We start from the raw sequence: 17,299 nt of genomic DNA, 5'->3' as shown, positions 1-17,299 counted from the left end.
ATTTATAGATAATTATGGAAAGTAAGCAACTGCTAATCGCCAGCGAGCAAGGGCGATACTTCGTGCCGTTTGGGCAGCTGCGGCGGCAGCCCACCATCGTGGTCGATAGTACCGGGCTGGGGGCGGCCATTACGCTGGCGCACTGGCGCGGGGCCGCCACGCCCACCGCCCTGCGCGACGATACCAGCGCGGGCTCGTGCCTGCGCGCCCTGCACGCGCCCGCCACGCCGGGGCTGGCGGCACGCGCCGTTACGGCCAATCACTTTGATATCGACGGCTTCATTGGCGTGTGGGCGTTGCTGAACCCCACGCTGGCAGTGGCCCACGAGCCCCTGCTGCGCCTGGTAGCCACGCTGGGTGATTTTCGCGAGCTAGACTGGGCTAACCCATTGGCAGACTACGCCTTGCAGCTGGTGTGCTGGCTCAACGCCGAGGAAAAAGCCCATTTCTACGAGCCCTTTGGCGCGCCCGCCCGCCGCCGCCGCGAGGATGAGGCTTCGGCCGAAAAATTTGCCTGGTTTTTGCCGCGCTTCGCCGAGGTTTTGCTGACTGCAGAGGTGGGCCGCGCCGCCTGGGAGCCGGAGTACGCCCGCGTGAAGCAGGCCGTGGCCACGCTGCAAGGGCCGCTCACGCAGCGCAGCGAGTACCCCGAAATTGGCCTGGTCGTTATCCGCACGCCCGAGCCGGGGCCGTACTACGCGCTGTTTGGCCCTACGGCGGGCTTCGATTGGGTGCTGAGTCTCTACGATGGCCAGCGCTACGAGCTGGAAGCCAAGTACACTACCTGGATTGACCTGGAGAGCCGGCCCACGCTGCCGCGCCTGCCGCTGCCCGCCCTGGCTGCCCGCCTCAATGAGCTGGAAACCAGTAGTTACCGCTGGGCCGCTGATGGCCTCACCGATACCGGGCCACTGCTGCGCCTGGCCGGCCGCCGCCTCACTAAAGCCGAGCGCTACGCCGACCCTGAAGGGCGACCTATTTACGTTTCCAGCCTGGCGGCTGGAACGGTAGAGGCGGAGGTAGTTGCCTTCCTGACAAGGGGTTATGCTGATGTGGCGCCGAAGCGGTACTGGACCTGGGCTGAGGTGCGCAATGCAGGGTAAGCTTTGGCTTGCCGACGTTTGCCGCTATATGGGCCAGGCGTCGGCAAGCTAAAGCTTACCCTACGTCGTTTCAACGGGCCAAGTGGGGTTACCCTACGCCTCGCAGCTGGTTTCGGTGCCTACTACATCCACCACGCGCACGGTGCTGTTGCCGCCGGCACCGGGCTGCACCCGAATCTGGGTGCCGATGCGCTCCTTCAGGTCGGCTACGTGCGAGATGATGCCAATCATCTTGCCCGAGTGCTGGAGGCGCTCCAGCGCATCGAGGGCCGTGTTGAGCGAGTCGGGGTCGAGGGTGCCAAAGCCTTCGTCGATAAACAGCGATTCGATACGGGCCTTGTAGCCAGCTAGTTCGCTCAGGCCCAGCGCCAGCGCTAGGCTCACCAAAAAGCTTTCGCCGCCCGAGAGCGAGGCCATGGGCCGCACGGTATCGGCCTGGTCGTGGTCGATTATCTGGAGCTCCAGGTTGCGGTTGGGGGTTTTGAGGATGGTGTAGCGGCCCGTGAGCTGCTGGAGGCGCAGGTTGGCCAGCCGTGCCAAGTGGCTGAGCGTGAGGCCCTGGGCAAACTGGCTGAACTTGTCGCCCTTGGCCGAGCCGATTTGCTCGGCCAGGTCTTGCCAGCGCTGCTGCTCTCGCTGGCGGGCGGCCAGCTGGCGCAGACCTTCGGCCTGCTGCTGGCGGGCCTCATCGTCGTGGGTGAGCTGGCTGGCGGCGGCCCCGAGGCGCTGGTGCAGCTTCTCGTTTTCGGCGTTGAGCTGGGCCAGTTCGGCGGTGAGGGCCGCGGTGGGCAAGGCGGTGAGGGCGGCCTCATGGTGGTGGGCCAAGTCGGCGGCCAGCTTGGCTTGCAGTTGCTGGCTGGCCTGCTGGTCGGTGAGGTGGCGCTGGCGGCGCTGGGCCAGCTGCCGGGCCTCGGTTTCGGGCAGCAGCAGGGCCTGGGCCTCGGCCGCACTGGCAAAGCCGGCGGCGGCCAGGGCGGCGTGCAGGTCGGCCTGGTGGCCCTGGTAAGTAGCCTCGTGGCGCTGCAGGTCGTCTTGGCGCTGCCCTAGCTTCTCGCGCGTGCTATCGAGGGCTTGTTGCTGGCGGGCTTGCTCATCGTGCGTGGTCAAAAAGGCTTTGGCCAGCTGCCTGGTAGCTTGGTGGAGGCGCTCTTGCTCGGTGGCGGGGTCGGGGCCGGCGTAGGCCGCCATGCGAGTGGCTCGTTGCGCATCAATAGCCTGCTGCTCAATACGTAAACTGTCAGCATCGGCTTGCAGCCTGGCCGCGGTTTTGGCTAAGTTATCGGCGCGCACGGCTTGTTCTTTTTGCAGCGCGGCCAAGTCACTCTGGCTTTTATCCAGCGCCAGGTTGCGGGCGTGGTAGCAGTCGGCGCGCTCATGCAGCGTAGCCAACACCCCCGCGTAGCGCTGCGAAGTTGCGGGTAGCAGCAGTTGGTGCGGGGTAAGCAGGCTCTGGATAACGGCCCGGTAATTAGCGGCTTGCTCGCGGGTATCGACCAGCTCGGCATCAAGGGGTTGCAGGGCAAGGTGCGCCTGCTGGCGGCGGTCCGCGGCCAGCAGGCCCTCGTCCTGCGCCTGGGTTAGCCGAGCGCCGGCGGCCGTATGCTCGGCCTTGAGTTGGGCCAGCTCCTCGGTGAGCGTGGCCAGGCGGCGGCGAGCCAGGTCGGTGCTGGCTTGCTGGGCGGTGGTGGCGGCCAGCAAGTCGCCGACGGCCGCTGGGTCGGCGGGGTCGGGCGGGGCCGGGGTGAGCAGCGCGGCTAGCTCCGTGGCCTGGGTGCGGGCCAGGGTGGCGGTGGCCGTCGCTTCGTCGTGGCGGGCCAGGCGCTGCTGCTGGGCGTAGCGCAGGCGGGCTAGTTCCTGGCCTGCGGTGGTAAGTGCCTCATTCATTTGGGTTAAGGCAGTTTTTTGCGTGGTCACGCGCTGCTCCTGCTCATCGGCCTCGGCCTCAAAATCAGCAGCGAAAACGTGCTCGGCCGCCCCGCAAAGGGGGCACGGCTGCCCAGGCCGCAGGTGCTGGCGGTGGGCGTTGAGGTCGGCCAGGGCCTGCTGGGCGCGCAGCTCACGCTGGTAGCTGTCGAGCAGGCGCTGGCCATCGGCGCGGCGTTGCTCCAGGTGGTCGAAGGTGGTTTCGGCGGTGGTCAGGCCGGGCGCGGCCTGTGCATGCTCTTGCACCAGCGCTTGGGCGCGGGCGGTGTGGTCGTGGGCGGCCTGGGCCTGGGGCAGCAGGCGCTGCAACAGGCTCAGGCGGGCCGTGAGGTCGGCCGCGTCCTGGGCCAGCGCGGCGGCATCGGTGCCGCGCAGCAGGGTGGTCACTTCCTCCCGGTAGGGGCGGCCCTGCTCTACCAGCGCGCGTTGTTTTTGCAGGGCTTCGCCGGCCGCCTGCGCGTGGCGCTGCTGGTCGGCGGTGGCATCGGCCAGCAGCTTAAGCTGCGATTTTTGCTGCGCTTGCAGGGTTGCCAGCTGGGTATTAACTAACTCTAAATCTAGTAGTTGGCTATTTATTTCGGTGAGCTCGCTCGTGAGGTCGCGCTCGTGGTGGTGGGCAGCAAGCCACTCGTGCAGGGTGGCTTGCTGCTGTTGCAGCTGGGCCAGGCCGCTGGCCTGGGTGTGGTTCCAGGCGGCTTGCTCGTCGGCGTGGGCAGCGGCGGCGTGGTCGTGGGCGGCGCGGCTTTTCGCCAATTGGTTTTGCGCGGCCCGAATGGTCGTGTCCTGGGATTGCGCTTCCTGCAATACCGGGTACAGCCGTTCAGCCTCGGCGAGCGCCGTGGTCTGGCTGGTTGCGGCCAGCGCGTGAGCTACTTTGGCCGCCTCTGCGGCTGTGTGCAGCTGGGGCAGCTGCCGCTCAAGCTGCGCCAGCGCCTCGGCATCGCGGCTTAGCTCTTGCTGGGCTTGCTTGCTCAGTACCAGCGCGTTGGATAGCGCGGGCGTAGCGGCGCGCTCGTGGTCGGCGAGGCGCGCAAATGGGGGTTGCAGGGCCGCATCGTCGGCCCCGAGCTGGGTGGCCTGGCGGGTAGCGTCGGCCAGCTGCCGGTCGAGCTGGTCGAGGATGGTGCGCCAGGCCAGAAATGCGCCCAGCTCCTGCTGGTGGTCATAAATGCCCTGCGCCTCGCGGTCCAGCTCGTCGAGGAGGTGCTCCAGGCGCTGGCGCTCCTCGTCGGGCAGCAGGCGGGTGGCGTGCAGGGTGGCTTCGAGCAGCTTGGTTTTTTGCTCCTCCTCCTTGGCTTTCTCAAACGCCGCCACCGACAGCCGCGAGTAAATACCCACGTTGGTCATCTTTTCGAGCAGGGCGCTGCGCTCCTTTTCGGGGGCGTGCAGGAAGCGCGCAAACTTGCCCTGGCTCAGCAGCACGGCCTGCTCAAACTGCCCAAAATCGAGGCCCGACAGCTCGCCCACCTTGGCGGGCACGGCCTCCTTGCCGCTCACCACAGCCTCGCCCGAGGGGCTGAGCACCAGCGTCATGGCGTCCTGGCCGAGGCCGCCTTTGTCGTCGCCGCGGGTTTTGCGCTTCACCTCCCAGCGCGAGCGGTAGCGCACCCGCGCCGTGAGGCCGGTGTCGGGGTTGGTTTCGTGCACCTCAAACTCCACCTCCGACCACGCGCCCGCGGCGTGGCGGCTCACCATCTCGCCCACCTGGCGGTCGTGGCGCGGCACCCGGCCGTAGAGGCCCACCGCAATGGCGTCGAGCAGGGTGCTTTTGCCCGCGCCCGTGGGCCCGGTAATGGCAAACAAGCCCGTGTCGGCCAGCGGCGCCGCATCGAACCGGATGAGGTAGGGCCCCGGCAGCGAGTTGAGGTTGGCGAAGCGCAGGCTGATAATCTTCATACCCAAAAATACGCCCCAGCCCGCGCTATGGCGAACCGGGGCGTATTTAAGAGGGCGTAAAAACCGGCTTATTTGGCCGGCTCGGCCGGGGCGGCGGCCTGCTGGCGGCGGGCATTCTCGACCCAGTAAAAGTCCATTTCCCTCTGGTAGGCGTCGGTGCTCCAGTGCAGGCGCGCGCGCATCAGATTGGCGAGGCAGCTTTGCAAGGCGACTCGCTGCTCGGGTGGGCATACCGGGCCGGTGGCATCAGCTACTAGCGCCAGGTGGCAACGCTCCAGCTCGGCTTCTAAGTTGGTAATCAGCTCCGTATCCTGGCGGGGTAGCTGGGCCGGGGGCGTGCGTTGCATGGGGTACTGCTGCCCTTGGTAGTCTTGCATCGTGATGGGCCGCCCGGAAGCCTGCTGGTTTACCAGGCGGCCACCCGCCCGGCCCAGGTTAAAAAGCTGCAAGGGCAGCTGCGCGTGGGCTGAGCTGCTGAGGCACAGCGCCCCACCAAAAATAAGGAAGGCGTAAAAGTGTTTAGTCATATACTTGAAGTGGCGTTGCCAAAAGCAAAGCTAAACAACGCCACTCGCCAGCAGCGTAACCAGGGCTAGCCGTCGGCCCCCGCATCGCCGCCCCAGGCCTGTGGGTCGGCCTCGGCTAGCAACTGGCGCAGCTCCTGGAAGGTGGCGGCCAGGGCGGCGGCGCGCTCGGGCGGCAGGCCCGCCACGCGCCGTCCAAACACCTCCTCTACCGAGAGCTCGTGCAGGTGCTCGATGGGCGCGGCAGCTTCGGCCAGCATGGTGGGCGCGTCGGTTTGGCGCTGGTGGCGGGCGCCGCGCGGGGCCAGCACGTGGGCGCGGCGCTCGTGCAGGGCGGCCTGCACGCGGCGCTGCACTTCGGAATAAGATTCGTCGGAGCGCACCTGCACATCGGCCCAGGCCACTAGGCTAAAGGCCTCATTGTCATAGGCTAGGATAGCGGCCTCCACCTCCTCCAGCCCGCCGTGGAAACGCTGTAAGCGGCGCGCCACCGGCACAGCCAGCGCCGTAATCCGGGGTTCGCCGGCCCCCGCAAAGTCGAGCAGCAGCACTTGCTGGCGGTCGTCGGCCTCGGTGAAGGACAGCGGCACCGGCGAACCCGAGTAGCGGATACGCGCCTGCCCGCCCACCACCTGCGGGCGGTGCAGGTGGCCCAGGGCCACGTAGTCGAACGCGGCTGGGAAGTGCTCGGCCGCAATCACGCCCAGCCCGCCGATGTGCACGTCGCGCTCGGCCCCCTCACGGGCCTCGCCGCCGGCGGCGTAGAGGTGGCCGGTGGCCAGCACCGGCACGTCGCGCTCGCGCAGGCTGCGGATTAAGTCGTGCTCACTCAGTAGTTTATAGTGGCCCGCGATGCTGTCGCGCACGCGCAGCTGGCGCTCGTCGGGCGTTTCGCCGGCCACGGCCAGGCGCAGGTCGCGGTCGCGCAGGAAGGGCACGGCGGCCACTACCAAACCTGGCCGGCCACCGGCGTCGGCCAGCGAAATAACCTGGTCGGCGGCCTCAGCCGGCACCCCGCCCACCACATGGATGCGCAGCGCCCGCAGCAGCTGGCGGCTGGCGTTGAGCAGGGTGGGGGAGTCGTGGTTGCCGCCCACTATCACGATATCGCGGCAGCCGGTGCCTTGCATCCGCACCAGAAAATCGTAGTATAGCTCTTGGGCCGCGTGCGAGGGCGTGGTGGTATCGAACACGTCGCCGGCCAGCACCAGGGCCTCCACGCCTTCGGCCTGCACGGTGGTTAGCAGCCAGTTAAGGAAGGCCTTTTGCTCGGTAAGGCGCTCGTGGCCAGTGAGAAAATGCTGGCCCAGGTGCCAGTCGGCGGTGTGCAGTACACGCATCAAAAACAACAAAACAGAATCTACCCAAAGATACGCCGCTGCCCCGGCGACCGCTGCGGGCGCACGCTGCGTAAGGGTTCGTGCCCGGCCCCGGCCCCGTGCGAAGCCTCCTCATTATCGTTAGCCAGTCGCCATAAGGGTATTGGGCGCGTTTACAGAGAAGAAATAGCGGCAGGTCAGTTAATTTTTAAAAGATTAACTACTTATAAATCAAATATTTGTACGAAAAATTGTATAATGTATGCTGGATGATACTTGCCAGCCGGCCCGCCAGAGCCGCGTTCAATTGTTCAGCATTTCCGTAAGCTAAACCAGCACTACCCAGCTGGTCTGGCTTCGGTGGCCAATGCATTAAATCAGAATAAATCAGCCTCTTATGAAGACCAGCCAGCTTTTCGGCGCCGCCCTGCTTGGGTTGGCTATCAGTTTTTCGGCCCACGCCCAAACGCCCGTGAGGAGTACGGCCGGCGCACCCGTGGCGCCCAACCCGGCCGGCATGCCCAACGGGCTGAATACGGTGCCCGCCGGGGCCGTACCCGCCAACGCCACCACGCCCATCGGCAGCTCGGGTGGCCGGCTGTACCCGGTGGGTAGCGTGCCCACCCGCAACGTGAACGGCGGCACGCAGCGCGCCGACCAGCCCACTATTGGCACCGGCCGCCCCGCCACCATCGGCGGCCAGCCTACGCGCCGCATCAATAAAGGCCGCGCCAGTTCTGCGTCGATAAAGAAATAAGTAATTGATTCATAAGTGTTTGCACAAAAAATCCCGCTTGCTCTGGTTGAGCAAGCGGGATTTTTGCATAGTAGCCGGCCGGGGCGGCTAGCCGATTTTCTTGCCGCTCATGGCTTGCTTGATGGAGATATTCATCACGCGCTCGGCGTAGGGGCGGGTCAGCTCGTCGAGCTCGTCCATGCGCTTGAGGATGAGGTCGCGGTCATTGCCGGTGAGGGCTTGGCTGAGTTCGTCGGTTTTGGCGGTGGTGGTGGCTACCTCGCTGGTTTCCAGATGCTCGGCGTTCTTTTTGAGGAAGCGGCCGACCTGGTAAAGCAGCTGCTCGGCGGCGGTGCGCGCCTCAATGAGCAGGCGGGCGGCCACGTCCTGTTTGGCGTTGAGGAGCGAGTCCATCAGCATCTGCTCCACCTGGTCGTCGGTGAGGCCGTACTGGGGCTTGATATCGACCTGCTGGCGGGTGTCGGAGCGCAGCTCCACGGCCTCCACGCGCAGAATGCCGTCGGCGTTGAGGAAGAAGTTGACGTCGATTTTGGGCAGGCCGGCGGGCATGGCCGGAATGCCGCTGAGTATAAACTCGCCCAGCTTGCGATTTTCGCTAACCAGGTCGCGCTCACCCTGATAGACACCAATTTTCAGGTTCACCTGGCCATCGACGCTGGTGGTGTACTGGCGGCCGGCCTTGGTCGGAATTTTGGAGTTGCGCGGAATAATGGCGTCCATGAGCCCACCCAGCGTTTCGATACCCAGCGTGAGGGGCGTCACGTCGAGCAGCAGCACGTCGCGCCGGTTGCCGGCCAGGATATCGGCCTGAATGGCCGCGCCCAGCGCCACTACCTCGTCGGGGTTGAGCGAGTTATTGGCCTCCTGGCCAAAGAAGCTGCTCACCTCGGCGTGCACCAGCGGCACGCGCGTGGAGCCGCCCACCAGCAGCACCGCGTTGATGGCCGACGCGGGCAGCTGGGCATCGCCCAGGGCCTGGCGGCAGGCGGCAATGGTGCGCGCCACCAGCGGCCCGATGAGGCCGTCGAACGCGGCGCGGGTGAGCGTGACGCTGGTCACGTTTTCGTCGCCGTCGATGAGCTGGGTCGTGAAGTCGTCGTGCTGGCTAAGGTAGCGCTTGGCCATTTCGGCGGCCAGGCGCAGCTGCTGTTGCAGGGCAGGTATTTCCTGGTAAGTACTTGGTAGGTTGAACGTTGACTGCCAGTGCTCCACTACGGCGCGGTCCATATCATCGCCGCCCAGCCAGGTATCGCCGTGGGTGCTCAGCACCTCAAAAATGCCCTGGTGCAGGCGCAGAATGCTGATGTCGAAGGTGCCGCCGCCGAGGTCGTACACGGCCACGGTTTTTTCCTCGTCGGGGTCCAGCCCGATGCCGTAGGCCAGGGCGGCGGCGGTGGGCTCGTTCACAATGCGCAGCACCTCCAGGCCGGCCAGGCGGCCGGCGTCGCGGGTGGCTTGGCGTTGCGAGTCGTTGAAGTAGGCGGGCACCGTAATCACGGCGCGGCGCACCGGCGTTTTGAGGGCGTGCTCGGCGCGGTGGCGCAGCTCGCGCAGGATGTCGGCCGACAGCTCGATGGGGGAGTAGAAGCGGTCGCCCACCCGCACCTTCACCAGGCCCTCGGTGTCGTCGTCAATCACCTTGTAGCCCAGCTGGCCGGCGTGCTGGCCCAAGTCGCGGTAGCTTTTGCCCAGAAGGCGCTTCACCGAGTAAATGGTGTGGGCGGGGTCGGAGAGCAGAAAATCGCGGGCGTCGTTGCCTACCAAGGGCGAGCTGCCATCGGCCGGAAAGTGCACCACTGAGGGCACAATGGTGCCGCGGCCCAGGTCGTTGATGGCCGCCGGCTGGCGGGTTTCGGGGTGCACGTAGGCCACGAGGCTGTTGGTGGTGCCCAAGTCGATGCCCACAATCAGCTCTTCCTGCTGAACGGCGCCGGTGGCGAGGTTGATGGCAACTTTAGCCATAAGAAAACAGAGCAGCCGCGCAGCCGCGGCTAACTAACAAACAAGTGAAAAAAAACGCCGCCCGGCCCGCAAAAGTACGCCCGGCGGGGGCGGGCTGCCCGGCCGGCCCTTAGCACAAGCCAGGGCCGCGACAAAAGTTGGGAAGGTATAAGATTCGGGCATATGAGCGAAGCCTGCGAACCAGCAGATGGCTTACGGCGTAGGTGAGAGGAAATAAGAAAATATTACGGATAAAGTACTTATTATCAGGGCGAAAAAACGTAGAATTATCCAGTTAAATTTTAGCATCTTTCCACCATTTCCTTTTCTTTTTTTCATGAAAAAACTGCTTACCCGTCCCGCTCTCCAAGTAGCGTTAGCTGCTGCCGCCGTGGGCGGCCTGCTCACGTGGAGCGGCCATATCAACCACCTGGAGGCCTCTTCGCACCGCGAAGCCCCCCTCATTGCCGACGACCCGCTGGCCGACAACACCGACCTGTACGTTTTCCGCTCGCCCGATGCGCCCACCAACGATGGCAATGCTACCGTGACGATTGTGGCCAACTACATTCCGTTTGAGCTGCCGCAGGGCGGGCCAAACTTTAACACCTTTGGCGAGAATATCCGTTACGAGATTCACGTTAAAAACAACACCACCACTACCGGCGACGACATTACCTATCGCTTTACCTTCACGCGGGCCAACGAGGACCCTACCACCTTTTTCCGGGTGCGGCTGGGTAAAGAGAACCTCAAGACCACGTACAAGCTGGAGCAGAGCATTGGCGGCGCAGCCTTTACCACGGTGGTGGCGGCCGGCGTAGTGCCGGCCCCGAACATCGGGCCAGCCTCCATTACCAACCCGGCCGGTTTAGGCAAGGCTAGCTACCAGGCCTACGCCGAGAGCACCATTCAGACGGTGAATGGCATGAAGATTTTCTGTGGTCCTACCGACGACGCTTTCTTCGCTGACCTGGGGGCTATTTTCGACTTGGGCGGTGTGCGTACGGCGGGTGCTGCCCGCGACGGCCTGGCCCGTAAGAACGTGCACAGCATTGTGATGCAGGTGCCGGTATCGGCACTGGTGAAGGCCGGTACGCCGGCCCTGACGGCGACGACCAACCCGCTGGCTGGTGCGGGGGCTTCGCCCGTATCGCCGTTCACCATTGGTGTGTGGGCTTCGGCCAGCCGCTTGTCGCTACGCACCATCAACGCCGATGGTACCCGCAGCGAAACCGGCAATTACGTGCAGGTATCGCGCATCGGTATGCCGCTTACCAACGAGGTTATCAGCGCCATTGGCGACAAGGATGGCTGGAACGCCGGCTCCCCTTACGGTACCTACCCAGCCCCGGCTGGCTCGGGCTTGGCTAAGTATCAGGCCAACCTGAAAAACCCCGAGTTGGGCTTGTACATGGCTGACGACGTGCCCAAGAACGGCGCGGCTCCCAAGCCCACTGGTCAAACATACTATGGTGGAGCCGTACCAGGCTTAGGGCCGCTGCGCATCCAGACCAAGTCGCTGGCTGGCTTGCTACCCGGCGCTTTTGCTGGCGGCTTCGACTTCCGCAATGGCGCACCGGGCCTGGCTCCGCTTTTGGGCAACGCGCTTACGGCCGGCACTGCCCTTGCACGCAGCGCAGATGGCGGTTTTGGTGAACTGCTACTAAACGAAGGCAACAGTGGTGCCCCGCGCTCGGTAGACTTGCTGCCCCTATTCCACACCGGGGTGCCTAACCTGCCTCCCTACCAGCTGGCAACCGGTAAAACGGGTAATAACCCGCTGACGGCCGGCAAGCCGTTCATCAACAACTTCCTGCCGACCTATGGTGACATGCTGCGCATTAACCTGGCCGTAGCACCTACCTCCCGCACCTCGACCGACTTTAGCTCGGAGGGTCTGCTGGCTGCCGCCAAGCTAGGCCTCACCGATGCGCGCTACACGGCTGGCGGTGCCGCCTACACCGCCATCCCGAACATGGACGGCTTCCCGAACGGCCGTCGCCTCGAAGACGACGTAACGCGCATCGAGCTGCAAGCAGTGGGTGGCGTAGTACTGGCAGCCATCGGCCTGTGGTACGACGACTACACGGTGGGTACCACAGTTGACCCCGTAACGGCGCAGTTGGGCAACGTATTGACTTTCACCACGAACGTGGAGAAAAACGATACTACCTTCCGCACTACGTTCCCCTACGCCCAAACTCCTTGGAGTGGCACCAACGCCCAGCGCGTAGCCCTGGCGCAGCTAACGGGTAGCCCCACGCTGGGCCTGTCGCAGAACCTGGCCAAAGCTTCGGCTTACCCCAACCCTTCGAACGGCAGCACCACGCTGCACTTCGAACTGGCCGTTGCTTCCAACATGAACGTGCAGATTCGGGATGTAATGGGCCGTTTGGTAGCTACCATCCCCGCTAAGGATTACGCCGCTGGTGTAAACGAAGTGAAGTGGCAGCCGAACGCTTCGATAGTGCCCGGCCAGTACATTGCCTCCATTTACATGGGCAAAACGCTGGTTCAGTCGCTGCGCGTAGAGCGCCGCTAGCAACTGCCCGGCCGCTTGCACTGGCGGCTGAGTGCTAAAGAAAAAGGGCCGTCGGTTAGCTTAATTCAGCTAGCGGCGGCTCTTTTATCTTCGTAGCTTGCCGGTAAACTGGCCCAGTAGGCCCTTTAAATTAACTGGCTATCCGATAATCTATTCCACATCCCGCCCATGCGTAAAAAACTATATCCTGCGCTGCTGCTGGCCTTTGCGGTGGCAGTAGTAGCCATCGTTTTCTTCAAAAAGCCCGCCGCGCCCACCCTGCCTGCGCCCAAAGACCGCATCGGCAACCTGGCCCTGGGCGGCGAGTGGGTGAACACCAAAGCCTCGATGGAAGGCCTGCTGGCCAAGCTGCGCAGCAACCCCGCCGACCAGAAAAGCCGCCTGCTGCTGGCAGAAGCCTACATGCAGGAAGGCCGCGTAACCGGCAACCATCCGTACTACGACGCCGCCGCCATGCAGCTGCTGCAAGAGGTGCTCAAAACCGACCCCGAGAACTTCGAAGCCCTCTGCTGCCAGGCCTCGCTGAGCCTCACGCAGCACCACTTTTCGCAGGGCCTGGCCCTGGCCGAGCAGGCCCAGGCCATCAACCCGCAAAGCGGCTACGTCTATGGCTTGCTCACTGATGCCAACGTGGAGCTGGGCCGCTACGACCAGGCCGTGAAAATGGCCGACAAGATGAACCAGGTGCGCCCCGACCTCACCGCCTACACTCGCGTGAGCTACCTGCGCGAGATTCATGGCGACCTGCCGGGTGCCATTCAGGCCATGGACATGGCCGTGAAAGCCGGCTACAACGGCCTGGAGCAAACCGAGTGGAGCCGCGTGGCCCTGGGCCACCTCTACGAAGTGAGTGGCCAGCTCGACAAAGCCCAGGGCTACTACGCGCAGGCCCTGGCCATGCGCCCCAACTACGCCTACGCCCTGGCCGGCCTGGCCCGCGTGGCCGCCGCCCATAAGGACTACGCCACCGCCATCAAAAACCTGAACCTGGCCCGCGCCACCGTAAAAGACTACGCCTTTACCGACGAGCTGGTGGATGTGTACCGCCTCAACAACCAGCCCGCGGAAGCCGAGAAAATGGCCCGCGAATCGGTCGAGATGCTGGCCGACGCCGCCAAGCAAGCCAATGACAACGAGGAGCTTGGCCACTACACTGACCGCGAGCTGGCCTACGCCTACCTCAAAACCAACGAGCTGGACAAGGCCCTGGAGCACGCCAAAATCGAGTACGCCCGCCGCCCCGACAACATCGACGTGAACGAAACCCTGGCCTGGGTCTACTACAAGCGCGGTAATTTTCCTGATGCGCTGAAGTACATGACCGTGGCTCGCCGCACCAACTCCCAAAATCCCGTGCTACTGTGCCGCGCTGGCCTCATCCTCACCAAAACCGGCAAAGTCGCCGAGGGCCAGGCCCTCATTACGAAAGCCCTGGAAACCGCACCCTACCTCAACCCTGAGGTTGAAGCCGAAGGCCGCAAAATGCTGGCCGCCCGCTAATAAAATGGCGAAAATTATCAGTCATTGCGAGCACAGCGAAGCAATTGCACCCGAACGACACCCGAACGACAACGCGCTGCTGTCGTGGCTGCGCCACGCCGGCGCGGGGCGGGTTTTGCTCTTGGTGCTGCTCGCCAGCCTGCCCGCCGCCGCCCACGTCATCGATGCCGACCTGAGCAAGCTCTCGCGCACGGCCATTTTCTGGACGTATATCCAGCTGGGGTTCACGCACATTATTCCGCTGGGTTTCGACCATATCCTGTTCATCATCAGCCTCTACATCCTAGAGCCGCGCCTCAAGCCGGTGCTGTGGCAGGCCACGGCCTTCACGGTGGCGCACTCCATCACGCTGGGGCTGGCCATGTACGGCATCATTAAGCCGCCGGGCAGCGTGGTGGAGCCGATTATCGCACTCTCCATTATGTTTGTGGCGATTGAGAACATCCTTACGACTAAGCTAAGTCCCTGGCGCATAGCTATCGTGTTCGGCTTCGGGCTGATTCACGGCATGGGCTTCGCCAGCGCGCTCACCGGGTTGGGCCTACCGAAGCAGGCTTATTTCGGCTCGCTCATCTCATTTAATGTGGGCGTGGAGCTGGGCCAGGTTACCGTCATTATGCTGTGCTGGGCGCTGGTGGGCCGCTGGGCCGCCGACCGGACCTGGTACCGGGCGCGGGTCATTATCCCGGTGTCGGTGGTTATTGGCCTGGTGGCCGCCTACTGGACCGTAGACCGACTGCTGGCGTAGATTAGCCCAGCCGTTTGCCGATGCTTGTTTTGGTTAGAATAAGTACTTATTTCGTCAACAAGCCCTTGATTGCTAAACCGAACCACTACCTAATTGCGTAGCTTCACGCAGTTGTTTTATTTCCTATGCTCCGTTCACTGCTCACTTGGCTTTTGCTGCTCAACTACCTGCTGGTAGTGGGGGCGGGCCTGCTCGTGAGCCGGCCCCCGGAGCCGCTTTTCACCGCTGCACACCCCTACGTGCACAGCAAAGAGTGCCAGCAGCATAACTACCTGCGGCTCGATTGCTTTGAGCACTGCAACGGCAACCAGCACGAGGTAAAGACCAAGCTGCCCACCGGCACCGGCCTGCACTACCTGGCACAGCTCAAGGGCTTGGATGTGCACTGCGCCACCGGCCCGCTAGCCATGTTGGCCGCCCCGCGCCACTGGGCCCAGCTGGCCGCGCGCCGCGCCCTGGCCCACCCTGCCCCGCGCCCCAGCTTGGGTGCGCCCGACTACCCCCCACCCCAGCGCGGCTAAAACTGCCCAGCTTCCCGCAGCCGCCCGGCCGCCGGAACCACTACGCGGGCCCAAGGCCTAGCAACGTGGGCCGTTTTACTTTTTTAAGCTAGCGCCGATGTTGCGCCCTTTGGTGGGCGCGCGGGCGGGGCTAATTCGTTGGTATGCAAGTCAATTACTTTGTGGGAAATTTCAAGCAGGGGCTGCGTTGGCAGTCGCTGGGGCTATTAGTGGCCATGCTGCTGCTGGCGCTGGGTGCGCAGGCGCAGCGCCCGGCCGCCTTGCGCGGCACCGTGGCCGACTCGCTCTCGGGCCAGCCGCTGGCGGGCGTGAGCGTGGGGCTGGTGGGCCAGCCCGGCGGCACCGCCACCGATGCGCTGGGGCAGTTTCGCCTCACTGGGGTGGCCCCCGGCACCTACCAAGTGCGGCTGGGCGCGCTGGGTTACCGTCTCACCACCAAAACGGTAACGCTGCTGGCCGGCGAAACGCGCGGTCTTGCCGTAGCGCTGGCCACCACCAGCCTCAACCTGAGCGAGGTAACCGTGAGCCAGCCCCGCGACCCCAACCAGACGCTGGCCGCCATCTCGCACATCGACCAGACGCTGCGGCCCATCAACTCGGCCCAGGACCTGCTGCGGCTGGTGCCTGGCCTCTTCATTGCGCAGCACGCGGGCGGCGGCAAGGCCGAGCAGATATTCGTGCGGGGCTTCGACGCCGACCACGGCACCGACTTTGCGGTGAGCATCGACGGCCTGCCCGTGAACATGGTGAGCCACGCCCACGGCCAGGGCTACGCCGATTTTCACTTCGTGATTCCCGAAACGGTGGAGCAGCTCAAGGTGTACAAAGGCCCCTACACGGCGCGCTTCGGCGACTTTGCCACGGCCGGCGCGGGCGAGTTCAGCACCAAAACCAGCCTCGACCATAGCCAGGTGAAAGTAGAAGTGGGCCAGTTCGATACTTACCGGGCGCTGGTGATGCTCGACCTGCTGGGCACCCACCACCTGCTCAGCAAGCGGCCCGAAAGCGCCTACGTGGCCGCCGAGTATAACTTTACCAACTCGTACTTCGATAACCCGCAGCACTTCAAGCGCTTCAACGGCATGGCCAAGTACACGGGCCAGCTATCGGATAAAACCTCGCTCACGCTGTTTGGCTCGCATTTCGCCTCCAGCTGGGATGCCAGCGGCCAAATACCACAACGCCCAGTGGATGAGGGTATTATATCGAGGTTTGGCAGTATCGATGCCAGTGAGGGCGGCAACACGCGCCGCACCAACGCCTACGCCGTGCTCACCACCGCGCTGCCCCACGATGCCGTGCTGCGCCAGCAGGTGTACTACTCGCGCTACTACTTCAACCTGTTCTCCAACTTTACCTTTTTCAAGAACGACCCCGTTAATGGCGACGAGATAGCCCAGACCGACACCGGCCGTAATCTCTACGGCTACACCGGTACCTACGACCGCGACGACCAGTTGGGCACCCGCAATCTGCACTCGACCTTTGGCCTGGGCACCCGCATTGACGAGGGCGGCCTGCAATTGCGCCACGCCGTGCAGCGCCGCATCCTGGATACCGTGAGTACCGGCCGCCTCCACGAGCAGAATATCAACGCCTACCTCGACGAGACCCTGACCCTTACCGACCGCCTCACGGTGAACGCGGCGGTGCGGGCCGACGTGTTTGTGTTTGATTTTCGGGGGCAGCGGGCCGATTCGGCGGCCGGCTTTGTGCCGCTGGCGGGCCGCGTTACCCGCGCCCGGGTGTCGCCCAAGCTTAACCTGTACTACCAGCTTTCGCCGGCGGTGCAACTGTTTGCGCGCTCGGGCCTGGGTTTCCACTCGAATGATGCGCGCGGTGTGGTGCAGGGCACCGGCAATTTCAACGCGCTGCCCCGCGCTCTGGGCGCCGAGGTGGGCAGCACCTTTAAGCCGGTGCCGGCGCTGGTGATAAACGCCGCCCTCTGGACGCTGCACCTCGAAGATGAGCTGGTGTACTCGGGCGATGAGGGCACCACCGAAAGTGTGGGGCCCACGCGCCGCTTCGGCGTCGATGTGTCGGCGCGCTACCAGCTCTCGACCCGCTTTTTCCTCGATGGCGACTTCAATTACAGCCACGGCCGCATCATCGACGCGCCCGAGGGCGAGAATTACATTCCGCTGGCACCCACATTTACCAGCATCGGCGGCATCACCATGCGCAGCCCTAAGGGCCTGAACATCAGCCTGCGCTACCGCCACATCGACAACCGCCCGGCCCAGGAAGACAATGCCATTCGGGCCGTGGGCTACTTCCTGCTCGATGCGGTGGTCAACTATACCCAGCCGCGCTACCAGCTCGGCATCACGGGCCAAAATCTGCTCAATGCCAAGTGGAACGAGGCCCAGTTTGCCACCGACAGCCAGCTGCGCGGTGAGTCTGCTTCGGTTAATCAACTAAATTTCACGCCCGGCACGCCAGTCTACGTGCGGGCTAATGCCAGCATCTTTTTCTAACGATTTGCGCAAAGATGCCCGTCACTACGCAAGTCCTAAAAACCA

11 protein-coding genes are annotated in these 17,299 nt (G+C 64.1%); 7 read left to right on the top strand and 4 right to left on the bottom strand.

All coding sequences use genetic code 11. From position 1 onward, the window contains the following. Positions 1-14 precede the first annotated feature (14 nt). Positions 15-1,103: a DUF6687 family protein gene (locus QMK33_RS03210; protein ID WP_283563103.1), complete on the top strand. Its 1,089-nt coding sequence runs from the start codon at positions 15-17 to the stop codon at positions 1,101-1,103. A 93-nt stretch (positions 1,104-1,196) separates the two neighbouring features. On the opposite strand, the gene QMK33_RS03205 is transcribed toward QMK33_RS03210, so the two are convergent. The 3 genes from QMK33_RS03205 to QMK33_RS03195 form a co-directional block, all read right to left on the bottom strand. Further along, entirely contained in the window at positions 1,197-4,922 is a 3,726-nt protein-coding gene (locus QMK33_RS03205) for an AAA family ATPase (protein ID WP_283563102.1), read from the bottom strand. 68 nt (positions 4,923-4,990) lie between these two features. Next, entirely contained in the window at positions 4,991-5,449 is a 459-nt protein-coding gene (locus tag QMK33_RS03200) for a hypothetical protein (RefSeq protein WP_283563101.1), read from the bottom strand. Between the two features lie 65 nt (positions 5,450-5,514). Further along, positions 5,515-6,786 (bottom strand): exonuclease SbcCD subunit D C-terminal domain-containing protein, encoded by a 1,272-nt coding sequence (locus QMK33_RS03195; RefSeq protein WP_283563204.1) that lies wholly within the window; start codon positions 6,784-6,786, stop codon positions 5,515-5,517. A gap of 376 nt (positions 6,787-7,162) precedes the next feature. Between QMK33_RS03195 and QMK33_RS03190 the strand changes: the two genes are divergently transcribed. Continuing rightward, complete coding sequence (locus QMK33_RS03190; protein WP_283563100.1) at positions 7,163-7,522, top strand: hypothetical protein; 360 nt, start codon at positions 7,163-7,165, stop codon at positions 7,520-7,522. A gap of 87 nt (positions 7,523-7,609) precedes the next feature. Here QMK33_RS03190 and hscA read toward each other — a convergent pair whose 3' ends face one another. After that, on the bottom strand, positions 7,610-9,484 hold the full coding sequence (gene hscA / locus QMK33_RS03185) for a Fe-S protein assembly chaperone HscA (RefSeq protein WP_283563099.1): 1,875 nt from the start codon (positions 9,482-9,484) through the stop codon (positions 7,610-7,612). A 316-nt stretch (positions 9,485-9,800) separates the two neighbouring features. Here hscA and QMK33_RS03180 point away from each other — a divergent pair, with 316 nt between their 5' ends. The 5 genes from QMK33_RS03180 to QMK33_RS03160 all read left to right on the top strand — a co-directional run bounded on the left by QMK33_RS03180 (position 9,801) and on the right by QMK33_RS03160 (position 17,254). Beyond that, entirely contained in the window at positions 9,801-12,008 is a 2,208-nt protein-coding gene (locus tag QMK33_RS03180; RefSeq protein ID WP_283563098.1) for a DUF4331 family protein, read from the top strand. A gap of 168 nt (positions 12,009-12,176) precedes the next feature. Continuing rightward, positions 12,177-13,508, top strand: coding sequence for a tetratricopeptide repeat protein (locus tag QMK33_RS03175; RefSeq protein ID WP_283563097.1), 1,332 nt, complete (start codon positions 12,177-12,179; stop codon positions 13,506-13,508). Positions 13,509-13,512: 4 nt separating this feature from the next. After that, positions 13,513-14,256 (top strand): HupE/UreJ family protein, encoded by a 744-nt coding sequence (locus QMK33_RS03170; protein WP_283563096.1) that lies wholly within the window; start codon positions 13,513-13,515, stop codon positions 14,254-14,256. Positions 14,257-14,381: 125 nt separating this feature from the next. Further along, the gene (locus QMK33_RS03165) at positions 14,382-14,777 is read left to right on the top strand and encodes a hypothetical protein (RefSeq protein WP_283563095.1); all 396 of its coding nucleotides are present in this window, start codon (positions 14,382-14,384) and stop codon (positions 14,775-14,777) included. A 143-nt stretch (positions 14,778-14,920) separates the two neighbouring features. Continuing rightward, positions 14,921-17,254: a TonB-dependent receptor gene (locus QMK33_RS03160; RefSeq protein ID WP_283563094.1), complete on the top strand. Its 2,334-nt coding sequence runs from the start codon at positions 14,921-14,923 to the stop codon at positions 17,252-17,254. The last annotated feature ends 45 nt before the right edge of the window (positions 17,255-17,299 follow it).

Origin of the sequence: Hymenobacter sp. H14-R3, assembly GCF_030063445.1 — a bacterium.
Lineage (GTDB): Bacteria > Bacteroidota > Bacteroidia > Cytophagales > Hymenobacteraceae > Hymenobacter.
The sequence above is the reverse complement of the archived record's forward strand: the minus strand, read 5'-3'. Positions and strand labels throughout refer to the sequence as shown.